The sequence below is a fragment of the Paenibacillus sp. J2L1-98 genome (assembly GCF_056269405.1).
In genome coordinates this window covers 271,104-289,458 of sequence record NZ_JBWDNW010000001.1, presented here as the reverse complement: position 1 = coordinate 289,458, position 18,355 = coordinate 271,104, and the positions used below count along the sequence as shown (strand labels likewise).

Annotated in this window: 19 protein-coding genes; 15 read left to right on the top strand and 4 right to left on the bottom strand. The window is 48.9% G+C overall.

From position 1 onward, the window contains the following. Together AC0YNZ_RS01390 and AC0YNZ_RS01385 are read left to right on the top strand one after the other, a co-directional pair. Positions 1 to 1,968 (top strand): dihydroorotate dehydrogenase, encoded by a 1,968-nt coding sequence (locus AC0YNZ_RS01390; RefSeq protein WP_475824940.1) that lies wholly within the window; start codon positions 1 to 3, stop codon positions 1,966 to 1,968. Positions 1,969 to 2,028: 60 nt separating this feature from the next. Further along, entirely contained in the window at positions 2,029 to 2,406 is a 378-nt protein-coding gene (locus AC0YNZ_RS01385; RefSeq protein WP_220038967.1) for a DUF6173 family protein, read from the top strand. A 174-nt stretch (positions 2,407 to 2,580) separates the two neighbouring features. On the opposite strand, the gene AC0YNZ_RS01380 is transcribed toward AC0YNZ_RS01385, so the two are convergent. Next, positions 2,581 to 2,937 (bottom strand): hypothetical protein, encoded by a 357-nt coding sequence (locus tag AC0YNZ_RS01380; RefSeq protein ID WP_475824939.1) that lies wholly within the window; start codon positions 2,935 to 2,937, stop codon positions 2,581 to 2,583. Positions 2,938 to 2,959: 22 nt separating this feature from the next. Further along, positions 2,960 to 4,438, bottom strand: coding sequence for an FTR1 family iron permease (locus tag AC0YNZ_RS01375; RefSeq protein ID WP_475824938.1), 1,479 nt, complete (start codon positions 4,436 to 4,438; stop codon positions 2,960 to 2,962). 876 nt (positions 4,439 to 5,314) lie between these two features. On the opposite strand from AC0YNZ_RS01375, the gene rsmD reads away from it, so the two are divergent. After that, positions 5,315 to 5,908, top strand: coding sequence for a 16S rRNA (guanine(966)-N(2))-methyltransferase RsmD (rsmD, locus tag AC0YNZ_RS01370; RefSeq protein ID WP_475824937.1), 594 nt, complete (start codon positions 5,315 to 5,317; stop codon positions 5,906 to 5,908). Then, entirely contained in the window at positions 5,895 to 6,398 is a 504-nt protein-coding gene (gene coaD / locus AC0YNZ_RS01365; RefSeq protein WP_475824936.1) for a pantetheine-phosphate adenylyltransferase, read from the top strand. The genes rsmD and coaD overlap by 14 nt, the downstream gene beginning before the upstream one ends. A gap of 38 nt (positions 6,399 to 6,436) precedes the next feature. Here coaD and AC0YNZ_RS01360 read toward each other — a convergent pair whose 3' ends face one another. Then, complete coding sequence (locus AC0YNZ_RS01360; protein WP_475824935.1) at positions 6,437 to 7,666, bottom strand: nucleoside recognition domain-containing protein; 1,230 nt, start codon at positions 7,664 to 7,666, stop codon at positions 6,437 to 6,439. A 120-nt stretch (positions 7,667 to 7,786) separates the two neighbouring features. Here AC0YNZ_RS01360 and AC0YNZ_RS01355 point away from each other — a divergent pair, with 120 nt between their 5' ends. After that, the gene (locus tag AC0YNZ_RS01355; protein WP_475824934.1) at positions 7,787 to 8,920 is read left to right on the top strand and encodes a S16 family serine protease; all 1,134 of its coding nucleotides are present in this window, start codon (positions 7,787 to 7,789) and stop codon (positions 8,918 to 8,920) included. 33 nt (positions 8,921 to 8,953) lie between these two features. On the opposite strand, the gene AC0YNZ_RS01350 is transcribed toward AC0YNZ_RS01355, so the two are convergent. After that, positions 8,954 to 10,198, bottom strand: coding sequence for a nucleotidyltransferase (locus tag AC0YNZ_RS01350; RefSeq protein ID WP_475824933.1), 1,245 nt, complete (start codon positions 10,196 to 10,198; stop codon positions 8,954 to 8,956). 161 nt (positions 10,199 to 10,359) lie between these two features. Here AC0YNZ_RS01350 and AC0YNZ_RS01345 point away from each other — a divergent pair, with 161 nt between their 5' ends. From AC0YNZ_RS01345 to rnc, 10 genes are all read left to right on the top strand, one after another. After that, a complete protein-coding gene (locus tag AC0YNZ_RS01345) occupies positions 10,360 to 10,881 on the top strand; it encodes a YceD family protein (RefSeq protein ID WP_475824932.1) in 522 nt (173 codons plus the stop codon). 38 nt (positions 10,882 to 10,919) lie between these two features. Then, a complete protein-coding gene (rpmF, locus tag AC0YNZ_RS01340) occupies positions 10,920 to 11,093 on the top strand; it encodes a 50S ribosomal protein L32 (RefSeq protein ID WP_006036546.1) in 174 nt (57 codons plus the stop codon). A gap of 274 nt (positions 11,094 to 11,367) precedes the next feature. Continuing rightward, positions 11,368 to 11,964, top strand: a complete 597-nt coding sequence (gene fapR / locus AC0YNZ_RS01335; RefSeq protein ID WP_110769050.1) for a transcription factor FapR — start codon at positions 11,368 to 11,370, stop codon at positions 11,962 to 11,964. Next, the gene (plsX, locus tag AC0YNZ_RS01330) at positions 11,948 to 12,937 is read left to right on the top strand and encodes a phosphate acyltransferase PlsX (RefSeq protein WP_475824931.1); all 990 of its coding nucleotides are present in this window, start codon (positions 11,948 to 11,950) and stop codon (positions 12,935 to 12,937) included. Before fapR ends, plsX begins: the two co-directional genes overlap by 17 nt. Positions 12,938 to 12,946: 9 nt before the next feature. Next, on the top strand, positions 12,947 to 13,933 hold the full coding sequence (locus AC0YNZ_RS01325) for a beta-ketoacyl-ACP synthase III (RefSeq protein ID WP_475824930.1): 987 nt from the start codon (positions 12,947 to 12,949) through the stop codon (positions 13,931 to 13,933). 141 nt (positions 13,934 to 14,074) lie between these two features. Further along, positions 14,075 to 15,013 (top strand): ACP S-malonyltransferase, encoded by a 939-nt coding sequence (gene fabD / locus AC0YNZ_RS01320; protein WP_475824929.1) that lies wholly within the window; start codon positions 14,075 to 14,077, stop codon positions 15,011 to 15,013. 15 nt (positions 15,014 to 15,028) lie between these two features. Continuing rightward, positions 15,029 to 15,778, top strand: coding sequence for a 3-oxoacyl-[acyl-carrier-protein] reductase (gene fabG, locus AC0YNZ_RS01315; protein WP_475825476.1), 750 nt, complete (start codon positions 15,029 to 15,031; stop codon positions 15,776 to 15,778). 91 nt (positions 15,779 to 15,869) lie between these two features. After that, complete coding sequence (locus AC0YNZ_RS01310) at positions 15,870 to 16,103, top strand: acyl carrier protein (RefSeq protein WP_053375686.1); 234 nt, start codon at positions 15,870 to 15,872, stop codon at positions 16,101 to 16,103. A 271-nt stretch (positions 16,104 to 16,374) separates the two neighbouring features. Continuing rightward, the gene (fabF, locus tag AC0YNZ_RS01305) at positions 16,375 to 17,616 is read left to right on the top strand and encodes a beta-ketoacyl-ACP synthase II (RefSeq protein WP_475824928.1); all 1,242 of its coding nucleotides are present in this window, start codon (positions 16,375 to 16,377) and stop codon (positions 17,614 to 17,616) included. Next, entirely contained in the window at positions 17,606 to 18,310 is a 705-nt protein-coding gene (gene rnc, locus AC0YNZ_RS01300) for a ribonuclease III (RefSeq protein WP_056637019.1), read from the top strand. Before fabF ends, rnc begins: the two co-directional genes overlap by 11 nt. Positions 18,311 to 18,355 lie beyond the last annotated feature (45 nt).

The window sequence follows — 18,355 nt, the reverse complement described above, 5'->3', positions numbered from 1 at the left end:
ATGCCGGATTGGTCGTATCAGACCTTGTTTCGCCCTTTATTATTCAAAATTCCTGCGAGATTGAGCAGAACTGTAACGCTGACAGCTATCGGCAAGCTGAGCAGATTGCCAGCTGGCTCATTCGTCATTCGAACGTTCGGGCATATGGAGCCGTCGCCGGTACTGGAACGGGATATGGCGGGCATAACCGTCCGCAGCACTGTAGGGCTGTCCGGCGGGGTAGACCCGGAAGGCATCGCACAAAAAGCTTTGGCGCAATTTGGCTTCGGATTTATTGAGCATGGGCCTGTTACGGTTCAGCCTATTCGAAGCAATCAGTCGATAGAGAATAGTACCGCTGCTGAAACTATACGCTATCCAACCTATTACGAGAACGATGGCATAGATGTAGTTGCCGCACGCATAGCAAAGCCTGGACATCATTTGCCGCAGCTTGCCCGCGTCACTCCGATGCCGCATGCTTTGCCTGATCAGGCGATTGTAGAGCTTGGCAGTATGATGAAGAAGCTCCATGTCTCGGGAGCAGCAGGGTTCTATGTGGATGTGCTGCAAGCTGCAAGAAGCGCTGCGGATTCGCAAGCTATTCTAAACCGGTTGCCAGAACTTGCGACTGCCGATAATTATGCAGATAAACCCATGTATTTGTATGTCCCGCCGGATTACCCGAATGAAAGGCTTAATGCTGTATTAATCGATCAGAAGACGCCGATATGGAGCGGGGTTGTCATAGGTGAGGCTGTTCGTAATGGCGGAAGCTTTGGCGATGAAAGCGGTGAATCTATACTCGTGGGAAGGGAAGGAAAAGCTCTTTCCTTGGATAAAATAAAGCTGCTCCGCAGCGTATGCGATCCCTCTCTGGTGATTAAAGCGGGAGGCGGAGTACACGAGCCGCAGGATGCGCTTGATCTAATGAAGGCGGGCGCGGATGGCATCATGCTGCATAGCGGCTTAGTGTATGCCGGTCCAGGCCTGCCGAAACGAATAAATGAAGCTATTGTTTATGAACAGCTTAACCATTTTCCCGTACCCGAAACACCTTCCTTCTGGAAGCACTGGGGGTGGATGTGCCTGCTGGGCATCGGGATGATGCTTGGTGGTATTTTTTCTTGGATGATCGCTGCTACTTCAGTGCTTCTGCCATATGATTTGGCATTTATAGGCATGCCGTTAGAGGAGCTGCACCAAATCAACCATAATCTTCTGCATTTCATGTCACATGACCGGATTACGCTGGCGGGAACGATGATTTCGATCGGCATTTTATATTATCAGCTGGCTAAGCACGGATTAAGAGAGGGATTAAACTGGGCTAGAACAGCTTTGCTGACTTCTGGATTTGTTGGTTTTATAAGCTTTTTTCTATACTTGGGCTACGGTTATTTTGACCCGTTTCATGCGCTGGCCTCGGCTATCCTGCTTCCGATGTTCGTTCTTTCGATGCGAAGCAATCCGGAGCAGCCCTATCGGCGGCCTGTCAACCTCCGCAATGACCGTGTATGGCAGCGTGCCATGTGGGGACAGCTTTGCTTTGTCGTTCTGGGTTTTGCGCTTGCTATCGGCGGATTAACAATCGCTTTGGTAGGGGTTACGAACGTTTTCGTGAAGACCGATCTAGCTTATTTGTACACCAGCTTTGCTGAGTTGAATGAGATGAACGCGAAACTAATTCCGCTTATAGCCCATGACCGGGCCGGATTCGGCGGTGCGCTGTTGTGTGATGCTTTAGCCATCCTCATCATTGCGCTATGGGGCATTCAGCAAGGCGCCCGTTGGTTATGGTGGACCCTTCTGCTTGGCGGTGCGCCGGGCTTCTACGCAGGTTTTAGCGTGCATCTTTCAATTGGATATACTGATTTCTGGCATCTCTCACCGGCTATATTTGCTTTGCTGCTCTATGTTTTTGGACTTATTTTGCTATACCCTTATTTGATGAAAAAACCGCCGCTTACAAGTTTAACGTACAAATGAAAGCGGTAAGAAGGAAGATGTCTGCTTTTGTCGAAATGAATAACGAGGGAGGTGATTAGCTTGGACTTTAAAGTGCCTGAAATCATGTTGCCTCAATTTAAAATGCCTAATTTACCTGAACCGGTGAATACACCAGGACAGAATTTAGCGAGTGAGTTTTACAAGAAAATAATCCGTATGATTAAAAATTTTGATGCGAGATTGGATGCTACCGAGCAGGTAGGCGTTAGGCTCGTTACATTTGGTAAGTCTGTAACTTTTCAAATAACCGATGTTGGTTATGATGATCCCAGCTTGATCATGTTCACAGGAAATTTAGATGACGGAAGTCCTGTTACTTTAATACAGCATGTATCACAAATCAGTTTCTTATTGATGGCTGTAAAGAGACAAAATCCAGAGGAACCCAAAAGACCTATTGGGTTTCAAAGCCAATAATTTTATAGCTTGCAAAAAATCGGGCGTCCTATCGGGATGCCCTTTTCATTGCTGTTGAAACAGGCGTATTTTATTGCGTTATCGCGGTAATTAATTAAATTAGAAGGTTAAAATAATAGCTGTCGAGATTTCTCGACAGCCATGGAGCCTAAATTGACGCTCTATTGATACTTATTATTTAATTTGTTTTAAAACTTCACTGAGCTTTGTGATCTGCTCTTTCAAAAGCGCTTGGTCAAGAGTATCTTGCTTTGCACCGGCTTGAATAGTGCCAAGCGGTTCTTCGACTTTTTCATACATTTCGGATTGGTTCTCTTTAATACCATCTTCAAATTTCGCCCATGACTCTTCTAACGCTTCTGCATCTTCTTTCACTTTGGCAGTGTCGTTTGCTTCTACGTTCTTTTGCATATCCACCAGTGTTTCCTGCATGCTCTTCACGCCGTCGGCAGTGGCATTCGTATTGGAAGAACAAGCTGCAAGAATGAATACCAAAACAATAATGGATAACAATGCTTTTGATGCTTTCATAATAAAAAGACCTCCAAAAATTTTATTGTTGTATGTTCATCTGAACTTGCAATCTTTGATCTCGGATTTTGTTCCAAATCACAACACCGACAGCAGCAAGCAGAAGAATCAATTGAGGGACGATATTTTCCCAGGTTGAATAAAAACCAAAGAAATCAATAGACGGTAGTGTATCGGTATGAGTTGCATGAAGTACGCCTGCCAGCTGTAAACCATGAATACCCGTGCCAAGAAACTTAAAACATAAATAAAAGACGAGAACGCTGGATACTAAGAAAAACGGCCGCATAGGAATCTTTAAGCCAACCTTGAGAATTAAAAAGGCAATTACCGCTAAAATCAATACACCAAGTAGTATTCCTAATAACAGCGTTGCAAGGCTGATGGAGGATGCCATCCCAATAAAGAACAGAACAGTTTCCGTTCCTTCCCTAAACACAGCCAGAAAAGCAAGGATGGAGATGGACCATAAATTGCCGCTAGCTAATGCCTTAGTGCTTTGATTATTGATATACTGTTTCCAGTTGGCGACACTGGATTTACTGTGGAGCCAATAACTCATATAAATCAACATGACTGCAGCAAAAATTCCAGTACATCCGATAATTAAGAAGTTGTTGTTTCCAAATGTCCCAGAGGAGAATAAGCGCTGGACTGCAATTCCAATGATGATACTGACTAAAACGCCTGCGCCAAGTCCATACCAAAGCCAGTTCTTCTTTTCACCGTGTCCTGATTTATTTAAAAATCCAAGCAGAGCAACAATGACCAGGAGGGCTTCAAGACCTTCCCGTAGTAGAATTGTGATTACGTCTACCATGGTATAGCTAGTTTTAGAGGCAAGTGGTACTAGATAATCACGCATGCTCGTTACCGTTTTTATCGCATCCGGTACGTTCGGCGGATTGGCCGTAAGCAGTGCATAAGATGAAACCATGTCTCTTTCAGCGTCTGCGTATACCTTTGACGATTGAGTCAGCACAAGCCCTTCGATATCTAACCATGAATTGCGAAAACTTTGTATATGTTGTTTAGCGGTCTGAACATCATTTTGAGCAAGCGCGGCATTTACTTCATCCAACAATTGGACGAGATCATCAATTGAGGTGCTTCCGGTTGGGGTTGGATCCTTAAAAGAAGACATATCCCCTGAAATAAAAGTTTGATTGATTTCGTTTAGCGCTTTTAAACTGGTGATTATGTTTTCCTTTTTTGCCGGGCTTTGGGCAAAAGCGAATTGAACTTCTCCCATTCTTTCTTCGATAGAGCGGTAAGCCCCTTTTGATTTATCTTTTACACCGCCCTCGATTTCGTACCAGAGCGTGTTGTATTTGTCGTACTCTACCTTAGATTGATCCAAGTCATTCTGCTCCGCCAATTGGAAAGCTTTAGTAACATAATCATTTGCCTTTTGCAAATCTACAGAGGCTTGATCCGCAAAAATCCATGCTGGAAACAAGAGGATAAACAGCATAATTAGAGTTGTTATTTTATAACGCATGAAACACCTCATTCATTGTTGTTGATAATCATTATCATTTTAAAGCCGTTTATTATCTTAAGTTGATTCAATTGTTTTGTCAATGTGAATTTTTACGATCCGCTGATTCAAAATAAAAAAAGCCCCCCCGTTTCTGGGCAGCCTAATTCTACTGGAAAGCATCAAGTGTTCAATCCACTATTTATGTTGGAATTATGGTGTTGGTAATCCATTAGGAACATAATACGGTGGTATTTTAATCCAACCACGCCTGCGGATTAACGTCTGCTTCAATACACTTGTCACACGAGGGCGGTAATACCTTAGTAAGCACCATCAATAAGAAAAAGGCTCCTCTAGAGAGGTTATCCAGCCGCTTTAGAGTTGCAGAAAAAAAGGTTATGTACGTATGGTAAACAATTAGTGCGTGTAATTCCAATTAGAAAAAATTCATTTCTGTCTCATCTGCTATAGCTTTCAGACCTCAACTTATAAGGAAAACCTGAAAAAGTCCCTGTATTACAGACAGCGCTCATCCTCGACTTTCATTGCTAGAGATAGCTGCGGAATGAAACTCAAAAAAACCTTGGTATAACAAGGCTTAAACAAAAAAATCGGGCGTCCCTTTCGGGACGCCCTTTTCATGGGAGAGGAGAAACCGGACGAAGAGCTTATGGGGAAACGTAAGTCTTCTCCGCGGTTGTCTACGGCATCTTGCGACGCCGATAAATGTATCTTGTCCGGTTTAAGAGGAAATATACATGATTGGGGTGAGAAATATTTTTGTGCGCAGTTGGACCGGTACTCTGATACGCAATTTTCGACATGCTTCTGCTTTATTATGAAAGGGATTCTATGGTACGATAGGCGGGAATGAGAGTGAAGGGGGCAATTGCAGTGAGAGTCATTGCGGGCGAGGCCAAGGGCCGCACGCTGAAGGCTGTGCCTGGCATGAACACGAGGCCGACAACGGATAAGGTGAAGGAAGCTATTTTCAGCATGATCGGGCCTTACTTCGACGGTGGAATGGCGCTGGATCTGTTCGCAGGTACGGGCGGATTGGGCATTGAGGCTTGGAGCAGAGGTGTAGAGCGTACGGTCTTTATTGATCGGGAGAAAATAAGCGTAGATATTATTCGTCAAAATGTACAGACAGCAAATATGGGCAGCGCCGCTGAAATTTATAGGAATGATGCGGAGCGTGCATTGAAAGCGCTAGCGAAGCGGGGACAGAAGTTCCGGCTTGTTTTTCTTGATCCGCCATACAAAATGATAACGATGGACAGCCTAATGGCGCAGCTCGCTGCGAATCAGATACTGGAGCCGGAGGCGATTATAGTAGTCGAGCATGATGCGGCACACCGGTATCCGGAGCAGCTGGAGCATTTTGACCAACTGAAGCATGCGAAATACGGGGATACCGCCGTGTCCATATACCAATATATCAGCCAAGACAGTCCCGACGGAAGTGAGGTCAATGTCAATGAATAAACAAGAGCGTGTAGCCGTATACCCGGGAACCTTTGATCCTGTAACCTATGGGCATCTGGACATTATTCGCAGATCCGCTAAGCAATTCGATAGGCTTATTGTAGCGGTTTTAAATAATTCTAGTAAAAATCCGATGTTCAGCGTCGATGAGCGCAAGGCGCTGCTTGCCGATGTCACGCGAGATATTCCGAATGTTGAGATCGACAGCTTCCGGGATTTGCTCGTCCGATTTATGAAGTCGCGGCAGGCCAATGTTATTATAAGAGGAATTCGATCGGTAACCGACTTTGAGTATGAGCTTCAGCTCGCTTCGACGAATCATTTGCTTGATGATGAGATCGATACGATGTTCATGATGACAAACCCTAAGTATTCGTATTTGAGCTCCAGCATCGTCAAAGAAATCGCACAGTTCAACGGGGCTGTTCATGAGCTGGTGCCGCCTGTTGTGGAGAAGCAATTGCGAGAGAAATATAAACAAAAGAGCTAACAGATTTTCACTTAAGCCATCATTCATCCCTATAGCATTTAAAGCGATCTGCCGGTTCGGCGAAACGGCAGCAGCATAATTAAAATAACGAATCCGAGGAGCGCAAGCAGAGCGCAGGCCGATAGGGAAAACTGCCATAATAAAGGTAAATCGCCGGCTTTCAAGGCAACCGTAACGGCTTTATCCGGCGAGAATGATTCGACAGGCGCAAATGCCGGCGCGGCTCCTGGTGCGAGTAGATGGCTAAGCATGGACGTGGCCGGTTTCCAGAGCAGCAGCATGAATAGGAGGGCGTGCAGCGCATGTGCGACTCTCCATGCAATGAACGGAATAAGCTTAAGGTCCGTTCCGGTAATGGAATAGCCTGCTTGTAAAATGCCGCTGAGCCCGCTCCAAGCGAGCACGACAGCGATCGCAGCGGCGTTGCCAAGAGTTCCGGCTCCCGGCGCATCCCAGACTGCAGCCGCATAGGCGCCCAAGTGGCCTTCAAAAAATGCTTGGCTGATAAAGCTTAGTCCGGCTTTGTCCAGAAGAGATGATAGAAGCGGCTCTGACAATTTGGCGAGTACAGCTGCAAAAATCATAAAGCCGCCGATCAGCATCAGCTTCTGAACGCTGGCAGCAACGGCATCGCCAAGCGCTTTGCCGAAGCTGCGGCCATCCTGCTCCCTGCCGAGGCGGAGCGCTTCGGCTGCTCGTTGAAGCATGCTGTGGCTCTGATCAGTATCTTTGGCTGCATTAGTATGCGTTTCCGAAGCTTGGACACCTTGGCTGAGCAGTGTCATGATGATCATCAGCCATAGAGCTGAGAGCCATACGATAACTGCAATGATCACTCCGACAATAGGTTTGTGCAGAAATCCTGCGCCAATGACGACGAGCATGAACAACGGGTTCGGCATGTGGGCAAAGGCCAGCAGACGCTGGCCTTGTTGTTTGGTGACAAGACTTCTCTTACGCAAGGAAGCGACCGCCTCCGCTCCTGCGGGATAGCCTCCCATCCAGCCTAGTACGATTGCAAGCGCCGCTTCTCCCGGCAGCTTGAACAAGCGGCTCGTCAATGGCTGCAGGAGTGATCCGATGGCGTGAGCAAGGCCGAAGGCGGCAATCAGTTCAAATAGTACGAGAAACGGCAGCAAGCCGGGAAATACGATATTCCACCATACGGTTAGCCCTTGCAGCGAGGATTGAAATGCAGCATCCGGCTGAAGAATAATGGCAACGACAAGCAAGATGGACAGGAACGCAAGCAAAACCGTTTTAGCCAATGCTGCTCAACTCCTTTATTTCGCTGAGATAATGAATGACCGGTAAGCAGATTGAAGACATGAAGAATTGGACAATCGTATACGTTAAATAGTACGCATGCTAGATGCTGGATAGACCACATGCGACAGCCAGTCCAGCAGCCGAAAAGGGACTTCGGCATGCTTGATGGGGAAAATGGGAGTTTAAATTGGGGGTGGCAGGTGCAAAAGCAGCGTTCTGATTTACGCAGAATGGCGATGATCGGTTTATCGACCGCAGCATTTATGTGGGTGTTATTGTACGCTCCAACGCCCTATGTTGTTTATGAGCCTGGAATCGCCGTTCCCGTTAAGTCGATGGTATCGATGGAAGAAGGCGACCGTCTAGGCGGCGGCGATTTTTTGCTTACTGCCGTAAAATTGACGGAGCCGAATTTTTTGCACGCGTTCCAGTCGATGTGGAATTCGAACATGGAGGTGCATCTCAAGCGGGATGTGCTTAGAGGCTATTCAAAGGATCAATACGCAGACAGATTGAATGTCATTATGCACGGGTCGCAAAACAATGCAATCGAAGCTGCGTATCGTTACGCTGGTTTTCCTTATGAGAGCAGAACCAACGGCATTGTCATATCCGACGTGTATGTGAAGGAGCGTGCAGGGTCCAGCTCATTTAAGGCGGGGGATAGGCTTCTTGGCATTAACGGCGATAAGCCGGTCGGCAGTGTGACGGAATTGCTCGATAAGCTTCAACAAACAAGCAAGAATAAACCGGTTCGATTCAATATTAAACGTACTGGAAAACAGCTTAATGTGACCTTCGCGGCGAACATATTTGATTCGACGATGACAAACGAGCAGCGTTTAGAAGCGATTGGCATTATGAGTTTGACCGAGCTCCGCAGCTTGGAGCCGGCGGACGAAGGTAAACGTCTTACGATAACAGCCGGAGATATTGGCGGGCCATCGGCAGGTCTGGTCTTTGCGCTGCAGGCTGTGGACCTGCTCACTAAAGGCGATTTATCGAGCGGCCTTCGCATAGCGGCAACCGGCACCATAACTGTGGACGGGAAGGTCGGCGCGATCGGCGGAATAAGGCAAAAAATCGTCATTGCAAGCAAAGAGGGCGCTCAGCTGTTTCTGGCGCCTGCGGATAATTTTGAGGAAGCGGAGGCGAAAGCAAAAGCGCTGGGCACTCCGATGAAGGTGGTTAGCGTCAGAACGCTGCAGGAAGCGATGGATCAAATACAAGCCTTTCATAATGCGTCTACATAAAAAAGCTCAATGACTCGCCTGCGCCTGAAATTATTAAACCGTAACCGGCTTATCCGTAAAGTCGCGGAACAACGAGTGTGCGGAGGTTGATCCAGGGACGCCGAGCATATAGACACTGCTCGCTTGCGTGTCTAACTCCAGATAGCGGAAAGGCTGCGGTGCCCGTGCTGCGCTAAGCAGTACGGGCAACTTGGCGGTATTTCGCATGCGCCGAAGCAGATGCTTGCCTTTTTCCGTAAAACCAAGCACTCTTATATATTCAACACCCGATGCGAGCTTGTCTTGTGTGAAGTCGGCTTTGCTGTGACCGAGCAGGATGGAGAGAAGCGCGCGCTGCAGTTTCGTCCGGGTGTAGCGCTTCGTTTTCAAAGCTGCCAATAAGTCTTCGAATTGACGTGATGCCAGCTTCGGAAGGGCATTCCGGATCCGGTGTTCTAAGCCCTCTGTAATCTCATGCAATTCGGCCAGTTCAGAAGATGAACGAGATACAATGGCATGCAGCAGAGCGCTTGTAAAAGGCTCCCAGCTGATTGGGCAATGACCTGCCGACCATTCCTTCTGCAGCGTACGCATCGTAGATTCCGGCACGAAAGCACGCGCTGCTTCAAGCGAGCGCTGCTCAAGCAGCAGCTTGCGAATGGCAGTTGCGCTTGCAATCATACTGTCGGTCGCGGTTTCCTGATTATACTGCGCCTTCTCGCGGGTAATGGTGAATGGCTCCATTTTGCCATCCAGCCGTTTCAAGGCAAGTAAATAATGGAGCGCTAATGTATGATTGGGAAGCGCGAATGGGAAATTAGCTGCAGAGGCAAATCCATGATCTGATAAATAGGCGGTTATTGCGCTGCTGTATGCGCTTGGATAGCTTATGCCTGTTTGAAGAAGCTGCTTCAGGAGTGTCTTGAAGGCAGGCGGCTCCTGCGCCACGATTTCAGCTGCCTGCAGCAGAGGATCAAGCTCGCCGTTTTCCGTTCCGAAGCAGAAGCTGTCAACGACGCCTGTCGCCTCAAGGAGGGAGACAGCTCCGTAGGCGAACCACTCGGCCGCTTGGGTTGCGTAAGCGACTGGCAGTTCGATAACGAGATCGCAGCCGCCAGCGAGCGCCATCTTTGTTCTGGCCCATTTGTCGAGCAGGGCAGGCTCGCCGCGCTGCAGGAAATGGCCGCTCATGACGGCAACGACAGCGTCCGCCTGCGTTATTTTGCGCGATTGTTGCAAATGATACAAATGTCCGTTATGAAACGGGTTGTATTCGACAATGAGTCCGACGGTGCGCATTCGTTTGACCCTCTCTTTCGTTAATTGTTGGTTGTTTCACTATAGCATAGAGAGGGAGCTCAATCACGGGTTGCTTTAGGCTTATTGAAAAACAGTGTGAAAATGTTGACAAAACGGTAGTCTGATAGATATAATAATCTTTGTTTGTTTGGGGTGATCTGATGCAGTTTCATATTCAAGAAACAATGTCCAAAGGGTTAAAAACGACAGTTAACGAAGAGTTGGATGTCAGTGACCTTTTTAAAGGACGCCAAGATGTTTATCGCACGGGACCGCTCCGGGTATCGCTTCAGGTGACTGGGCATGAAGGCTTTATTGAAGTTGATGGCGAGCTTGCCATCGATCTTGAGCTTGCTTGTTCACGCTGCCTTGAACCGGTGAAGGAACATACGGTTATTCCATTCTCGGAAGTATTCAAGCCGGCTTCGCCCAGCGAAGACCGCGATGAGGATTCGGATGAGGAAGAGAGTGACTTCATTGAGGTAGATGCGGAAAGACTGGATTTGAGGCCTTATGTGGAAGAAGCGCTTCAATTGTTCATGCCTTTTGCACCGCTCTGCAGCAATGACTGTAAAGGTCTATGTCACACGTGCGGACAGAACTTAAATGAGCACAAATGCAGCTGTTCTACGGAGAAGATTGATGTCCGTTTTGCAGCGCTAAAGGATCTATTTAAGGAATAAGCGAAGTTGTGATTGATTTTTTGAAGGAGGTGTTAAATATGGCAGTACCTCAGCGTAGAACATCCAAGACTCGCCGTGATAAACGTCGTACGCATTTCAAACTTGCAGTACCGGGCATGGTGAAATGTGAGCAATGCGGAGAGTTGAAATTGGCTCACCACGTATGCAAAGTTTGTGGATATTACAAAACAAAAGAGATCATTTCCCAATAGTGATTTGATGTCAGGGATAGCACTTCATCACGCGATGAAGTGCTATTTTTTTGCTGCATGAGATTGTTTTACTTGTCAAATAATAGCGCTTAAAATGATACTTTCTTGCGCTGCATTGCGCTCGAGCGTATTTTTTTATATACTTATTTAGTACCAGGTGATAATATCGGGCAACATACATATACTAATCGTGCTGATGCTGAAAGGGCTAAGGCGCGGTTGAAATCGTTTATCAGTCACTTTACGGTTAAAGGCGGTGCCGAACATCGAACGAATGCCCAAACGGCAGCGGCATCAGCAGCTTGCCCGATACATTGATGATAATCCTTTTATAACCGATCGGGAGCTCACGCGACTGCTAAAGGTAAGCATCCAGACGATTCGGCTTGACCGGATGGAGCTTGGTATTCCGGAGCTCAGGGAGCGGCTGAAGCTGATGGCCGAACGCTCCTATGACTCGGTTCGATCGTTGCCATTGCATGAAGTAATCGGTGACATCGTCGATTTGGAATTGGACAAAAGCGGAATCTCGGTGTTCGAGATTCGCGAAGAGCATGTATTCTCAAGGACCGGCATCGCTCGCGGTCATCACGTATTTGCACAGGCGAATTCACTTGCGGTTGCTATTATAGATGATGAAATTGCACTTACCGTAACGGCTGATATCAGATTTATCCGTCCAGTTAAGCTAGGGGAGAAATGTATTGCCAAGGCTTACGTCCGGTCCATCTCGGGCGAGCGAAGCAAGGCAAAGGTCGAGCTGTTTACGTATGTTGGCGATGAAATGGTGTTCCAGGGTAACTTTGTTATTTTTCGGTCCGCGGGAGATACAGAAACTGAAGGAGGAAACGGACGTGCGGATCGCTATTGATGCTATGGGCGGAGATAACGCTCCGAGCTTAATCGTACAGGGCGCGCTTGATGCGGCGGCGCAGTGGCCGGATACGGAGCTGCTGCTCGTCGGCAATACGTCAGCCATTGAAGCGCTTATGAACGGGCGGAAGCCTGCTAACGTGACCATTTGTCATGCGGACGAAGTAATCGGAGCCGACGATGAGCCGGTTAGAGCGGTGCGCCGCAAAAAAGGAGCGTCCATGGTTGTTGCCGGACAACTCGTTCGCGAGAAGCAAGCGGATGCGATGCTCTCGGCAGGCAATACGGGCGCTCTAATGGCGACGGGGCTTCTCGTAGTTGGAAGAATGGACGGCATCGAGAGACCGGCGCTTGCGCCTATGATGCCAACGATGGACGATGTCGGCATTCTGACGCTTGATTTGGGAGCGAATATGGATGCGAAACCGGAGCATTTGCTGCAATATGCAATTATGGGCAGTATATATCGTACAAAGGTGCACGGGCTTGAGAAGCCCAAAGTGGGGCTTCTTAACGTCGGAACCGAGGCGATGAAGGGGAACGAGATGAGCAAAGCGGCATACGCATTGCTGGAACAGGCGCCAATTCATTTTATTGGCAATGTCGAGGCCAGGGATGTTCTTAACCGTAATTGCGATGTGCTCGTTTGCGACGGCTTTGCCGGCAACATTATGCTGAAGGCTATGGAAGGCGCGGCAGGCACGATTTTCACATCGCTGAAAGACGCTTTTGGTCAATCGCTAATGACGAAGCTGGCTGCTGCCATCATGCTGCCGAAGCTGCGCTCGATTAAGAAAAGAATGGACTATAAGGAGCATGGCGGTGCGCCATTGCTTGGATTGAACGGCCTCGTTGTGAAATGTCATGGCTCGTCGGACGCGCTCGCCGTCAAAAATGCGGTAAGGCAAGCACGAAGCGCCATTCAAGGCCAATTGATTGAAACGATTGCAGCAGAAATAAACGGGAAGTGAGTGTGCGGAATGAGTTTACATCCTGTAGGCATTATTGGAACGGGCAAATATGTTCCAGAACGCATTTTAACGAATAAAGAGCTGGAAGCGATGGTCGAAACAAATGATGAATGGATCGTCACGCGCACAGGCATCAAAGAACGCCGCCTTGCATCCGCGGAGGAGGCAACGTCCGACCTTGCGCTGCATGCTTCGCTTGAAGCCATCGCAGCGGCGGGTCTAACTGCGGAAGATATCGATCTTATCATTGTAGCTACGATTACGCCTGATATGTTTTTCCCATCGACCGCATGCTTGCTGCAGGAAAAGCTGGGAGCCAAGAAAGCGGCTGCTTTTGATCTGTCGGCTGCATGCTCCGGCTTTATTTACGGACTGGCAACAGGTTCGAGCATGGTCGCAAGCGGCATGTATAAGAATGTGCTTGTCGTAGGCGCTGAGACGCTATCGCGAATTACGGATTACACCGACCGCAATACATGCATTCTGTTTGGAGACGGCGCAGGCGCTGTCGTCTTAGGACGGGTTGAAGAGGGCCGTGGATTCCAATCGTTCGAGCTTGGCGCGGACGGCAGCGGCGGAGAGCTGCTTAAAGTGTCGGGAGGAGGCTCCCGAACTCCGGCAACGGCGGAGAGCATCGAGACGAAGCAGCACTTCATTCACATGGCCGGAAATGACGTATTTAAGTTTGCCGTAAGGATCATGGGAGGCGCAGCCGAGGAAGCCTTGCTGAAAGCTGGACTTACGAAGGACGATATCGACCTTCTTGTCCCGCATCAGGCGAACATCCGGATTATTCAATCTGCTTTAAACAGGTTAGACCTGTCTGCGGATAAGGCGATGGTTAACTTGGATAAATACGGGAACATGTCATCGGCATCCATTCCGGTTGCTCTTGCAGAAGCGGTAGAGCAGGGACGGGTAAGCGAAGGCGACCGCCTTGTGCTCGTTGGCTTTGGCGGCGGTTTGACGTGGGGAGCTTCGGTACTTGTCTGGTAATTGTCAATGCTTAGGAAAACATGAACTTTAAAATAAGCCGCGATAATCTTTCTTCTTATAATCGTTCTAAATATCACCGCGTAACGGGCATTGCCGCCGCTGGCCGGCGCAAATCGCTTACGCGTGTAAGGGGGAAACGCATTGAGTAAAACAGCATTTGTTTTTCCGGGACAAGGCGCTCAAGTAGTCGGCATGGGCAAGGACGTCTACGATGCATTTGATCGTTCACGCTCGATTTTTGATCAGGCGGATGAAGCTCTGGGCTTCTCCTTGAGCAGTATTATATTCGAAGGTCCGGATGAGGCGCTGAAGCAGACAGCTAATACGCAGCCTGCCCTGCTTACCGTCAGTGTTGCCTTGCTTGCGGCATTAGAAGGACGCGGGCTGAGACCAGATTATGTTGCTGGTCACAGTCTTGGAGAGTACAGCGCGCTTGTCGCTGCCGGCGTGCTTAGCTTCGAGGACGCCGTTCGCACGGTACGCGCCCGCGGACAGTTTATGGAGCAGGCCGTTCCGAGCGGACAAGGCGCCATGGCGGCAGTGTTAGGCGCGGAGCGCGGGTCGCTCGCTGCGCTATGTGCAGCTATTACGGCTGATGGCACGGCTGTCGAACTCGCGAATGTGAATTGCCCGGGACAAATCGTCGTGTCAGGCACAGCCGCAGGGGTTCAAGCGGTTGTCGAACGCGGTAAGGAAGAGGCTGGCGCGAAGCGGGTCATTCCGCTTGAAGTAAGCGGTCCTTTCCATTCTTCGCTGATGAAGCCTGCTGCGGCTAATCTTCAGGTAACGCTCGCAAGCATTGCGATGCAGGATGCGTCTGTTCCCGTTGTGGCTAATGTGACTGCAAATGTCGCAACAGCCGCGGACGATATTCGCAGCTTGCTCGTGGAGCAGGTTTATTCACCTGTGCTATGGGAAGACAGCGTTCGCTATTTAATAGAGCAAGGCGTTGATACATTTGTGGAGATCGGCTCGGGAACGGTGCTTGCCGGCTTGATTAAGAAAATCGACAAGAACGTAAGTGTCATTTCTATAAACAGCATGTCTGCGCTTGAAGCGCTGCAGGTAACCGAACATTAGGATGGAGGCGATATGATGTTTGCCAGCTTGGAAGGTAAGAAAGCGCTCGTAACCGGGGCGTCGCGCGGAATAGGCAGATCGATTGCAATTGCACTCGCCGAAGCAGGCGCGGATGTTGCAATCAACTACTCCGGCAGCGAGGCTGCGGCAGTTGAAACGGCACAAGCCGTTGAAGCGCTTGGAAGACGCGCAATTGTCATCAAAGCTAATGTCGGCAAAGCGGACGAATTTGAAGCGATGGTTAAGGAAGTCATCGGACAATTTGGCGCTGTTGACATTTTGGTGAATAATGCGGGTATTACTAGAGATAATTTAATCATGCGCATGAAGGAGGACGAGTTTGACCAAGTTATTGAAACGAACCTTAAAGGCGTTTTCAATGGCATTAAAGCGGTCACTCGTTCCATGATGAAGCAGCGTTCCGGCCGCATCATCAACATTTCTTCTGTCGTTGGTGTGCTCGGGAATCCGGGGCAAGCTAACTATGTCGCGGCTAAGGCTGGCGTAATCGGTCTGACTAAGGCTAGCGCCCGTGAGCTTGCGTCCCGCGGCATAACAGTTAACTGTGTTGCCCCGGGATTTATTCAAACCGAAATGACGGACAAGCTTCCGGAAGAGATGCGTGAGTCGCTGTCTGGCCAAATTCCGCTTGCCCGTCTCGGTGACCCGAGCGACATTGCAAATGCGGTCCGTTTCCTTGCTTCGGATGCCTCAGCTTATATGACTGGACAGACGATTCATGTGGACGGCGGCATGTATATGTAGCACTAAATAATTCCCCTTTGAGGAATTAGCACGGTTACGTATGGCATTTTATCTTTAATTCTCGTATAATACCATGGAGGAGGTGAACCGGATGTCCGAAGTAGTAGATCGCGTAAAACGTATCGTCATCGACCGACTAGGCGTAGACGAAGCGGAAGTTACACTTGAAGCTTCATTTAAAGATGACCTCGGCGCTGACTCTCTTGATGTCGTTGAATTGGTCATGGAGCTAGAAGACGAGTTTGATATGGAAATCTCTGATGAAGATGCAGAGACAATCACCACTGTGGGAGAAGTAGTTAAATACATACAATCTCATACGTAAGAAGGACAAGTCCCGTTTTTAATAAACGGGACTTATCTCCATCTTAGACCGTTTTCATTGATTACGATTATGCAAAGCGTTATAGCTTGATACGCATCGATTTTATACCTCCTTATATTTCAAGCGTAAAGGCTCTCTCCGTTCACGAATGGTATCGCTTTTATTTACCGAGAAATATAAGCAGGGTATATGCATCAAATGAACTTCGACAAAAATTAAACAAGATGATGCAGCATGCTCATCTATATTGCTGGACATAGAGGTGAATCGAATGAAACAAAGAGTTGTTGTTACTGGTATGGGGGTTATTACCTCGCTCGGTTCCGATTTGGAGCAATTCTGGGGTAACCTGCTGGAAGGAAAGTCAGGGGTATCTGTTGTTGAGGCCTTCGATTTCTCCGAATACCCGACGCGCATTGCCGCAGAAATCAAAAATTTCAATCCCGAAGATTACGGTTTAGATAAAAAAGAAGCACGCAGAATGGACCGTTTCGTTCAATTTGCAGCAGTAGCCAGCCAGTTGGCGGTTAAAGATGCGGATTTGCAAATTGGTCAAAATGCGGACGCTGAACGTGTTGGAGTTATGGTCGGCTCCGGTATCGGCGGACTTGGCACTTGGGAAGACCAGCATAATGTTTTGCTGGAGAAGGGTCCTAAGCGGGTCAGCCCATTCTTTATCCCGATGATGATCGCGAACATGGCCTCCGGCCAAGTATCGATGCTTACAGGCGCGAAGGGCCCGAACAGCACGGCGGTTACTGCTTGTGCGACGGGTACGCATTCCATCGGAGATTCGTTCAAAATGATTCAGCGCGGCGATGCCGACGTCATGATTGCCGGCGGTGCCGAAGCGACGATCAGACCTACAGGAATGGCGGGCTTCTGCTCGATGCGGGCGATGTCTGTCCGCAATGATGAGCCGGCAAAGGCAAGCCGACCGTTTGACATAGACCGCGACGGTTTCGTTATGGGCGAAGGCGCTGGCGTATTGGTACTGGAGTCGCTTGAGCACGCTCAAGCACGCGGTGCAAAAATTTATGCAGAGGTTATTGGCTACGGCATGAGCGGCGACGCCCATCACATGACCGAGCCGGATCCTGATGGAGCTGCCCGCTGCATGACGAAGGCGATGAAAGATGCTGGTATTGAACCTTCTGACATCGACTACATCAATGCGCACGGCACATCTACACCGGTTGGTGACCGTTCGGAGACGAAGGCGATTAAGAAGGCGCTTGGAGATCATGCTTACAAAGTAGCAGTCAGCTCGACAAAATCGATGACGGGCCATTTACTTGGTGCTGCCGGTGGCGTTGAGGCCGTTATTCTCGGCTTGACACTCAAAAACGGTATCATTGCTCCGACCATTAATTTGGAAAATCAGGATCCTGAATGTGATCTCGATTACGTTCCGAATACACCGCGTGAGGCGAATGTGAAGACGGCATTGTCAAACTCGTTCGGCTTCGGTGGTCACAATGCAACGATCGTGATGAAAGTTTATGAAGCGTGATTCCTTTTATGAGCTGCAGCAGCGGCTGCAGCTGAATTTTAAGCGAACGAAGCTGTTGAAGCAGGCTTTCACCCACACTTCTTATGTGAATGAACACAAACGCGGGTCTGCTCAGGACAATGAACGTTTAGAGTTTTTGGGAGATGCGGTACTGCAGCTGCTAGTGTCGGAATATTTGTTCGCGACGTATCCGCAGCGACCGGAGGGCGAGCTCACGAGAATGCGCGCCTCAATCGTCTGCGAGCCTTCCTTGGCACAATTCGCGGAACGTTTGGAGCTCGGCTCGCATGTGCTGCTTGGACGCGGTGAAGAGCAGCTAGGCGGCAGGCAGCGTCAGGCTTTGCTGGCAGACTTGTTTGAATCGTTTGTCGGCGCGATCTTCCTTGATGCTGGTATTGAGCAAACGAGAGCCTTCCTTAATGAGCATATGTTCCCGTTCGTTGAGTCCAATGACTACGGCCTGCTTGTGAAGGATTCCAAGTCGAAGCTGCAGGAGCGATCCCAGCATCATGGACTTGGCCCGGTTGAATATCGTATCATTGAGGAACGTGGTCCTGCTCATGATCGTGAATTTGTCGTTGAGGTATATCTCGGGGAAGAACGCTTTGGCGTAGGAAACGGGAGAACGAAGAAGGAAGCGGAGCAGCGCGCTGCGGCTGAAGCATGGCGTACGCTGTCGCAGGAACAAGCTTAATCAGCGAAGAGAGTGTCCAGTGAAGGTCATGCGACCGGAAGGACA

Bases quoted from the DNA above. Each gene is read 5' to 3' on its own strand.
- AC0YNZ_RS01355 (WP_475824934.1), top strand. From the start codon at position 7,787: ATGCGACAGCCAGTCCAGCAGCCGAAAAGGGACTTCGGCATGCTTGAT.
- AC0YNZ_RS01350 (WP_475824933.1), bottom strand. From the start codon at position 10,198: ATGCGCACCGTCGGACTCATTGTCGAATACAACCCGTTTCATAACGGA.
- AC0YNZ_RS01345 (WP_475824932.1), top strand. From the start codon at position 10,360: ATGCAGTTTCATATTCAAGAAACAATGTCCAAAGGGTTAAAAACGACA.
- rnc (WP_056637019.1), top strand. From the start codon at position 17,606: ATGAAGCGTGATTCCTTTTATGAGCTGCAGCAGCGGCTGCAGCTGAAT.
- AC0YNZ_RS01390 (WP_475824940.1), top strand. From the start codon at position 1: ATGCCGGATTGGTCGTATCAGACCTTGTTTCGCCCTTTATTATTCAAA.
- fapR (WP_110769050.1), top strand. From the start codon at position 11,368: ATGCCCAAACGGCAGCGGCATCAGCAGCTTGCCCGATACATTGATGAT.
- fabF (WP_475824928.1), top strand. From the start codon at position 16,375: ATGAAACAAAGAGTTGTTGTTACTGGTATGGGGGTTATTACCTCGCTC.
- AC0YNZ_RS01375 (WP_475824938.1), bottom strand. From the start codon at position 4,438: ATGCGTTATAAAATAACAACTCTAATTATGCTGTTTATCCTCTTGTTT.
- AC0YNZ_RS01380 (WP_475824939.1), bottom strand. From the start codon at position 2,937: ATGAAAGCATCAAAAGCATTGTTATCCATTATTGTTTTGGTATTCATT.
- fabG (WP_475825476.1), top strand. From the start codon at position 15,029: ATGTTTGCCAGCTTGGAAGGTAAGAAAGCGCTCGTAACCGGGGCGTCG.
- coaD (WP_475824936.1), top strand. From the start codon at position 5,895: ATGTCAATGAATAAACAAGAGCGTGTAGCCGTATACCCGGGAACCTTT.
- rpmF (WP_006036546.1), top strand. From the start codon at position 10,920: ATGGCAGTACCTCAGCGTAGAACATCCAAGACTCGCCGTGATAAACGT.
- AC0YNZ_RS01310 (WP_053375686.1), top strand. From the start codon at position 15,870: ATGTCCGAAGTAGTAGATCGCGTAAAACGTATCGTCATCGACCGACTA.
- AC0YNZ_RS01325 (WP_475824930.1), top strand. From the start codon at position 12,947: ATGAGTTTACATCCTGTAGGCATTATTGGAACGGGCAAATATGTTCCA.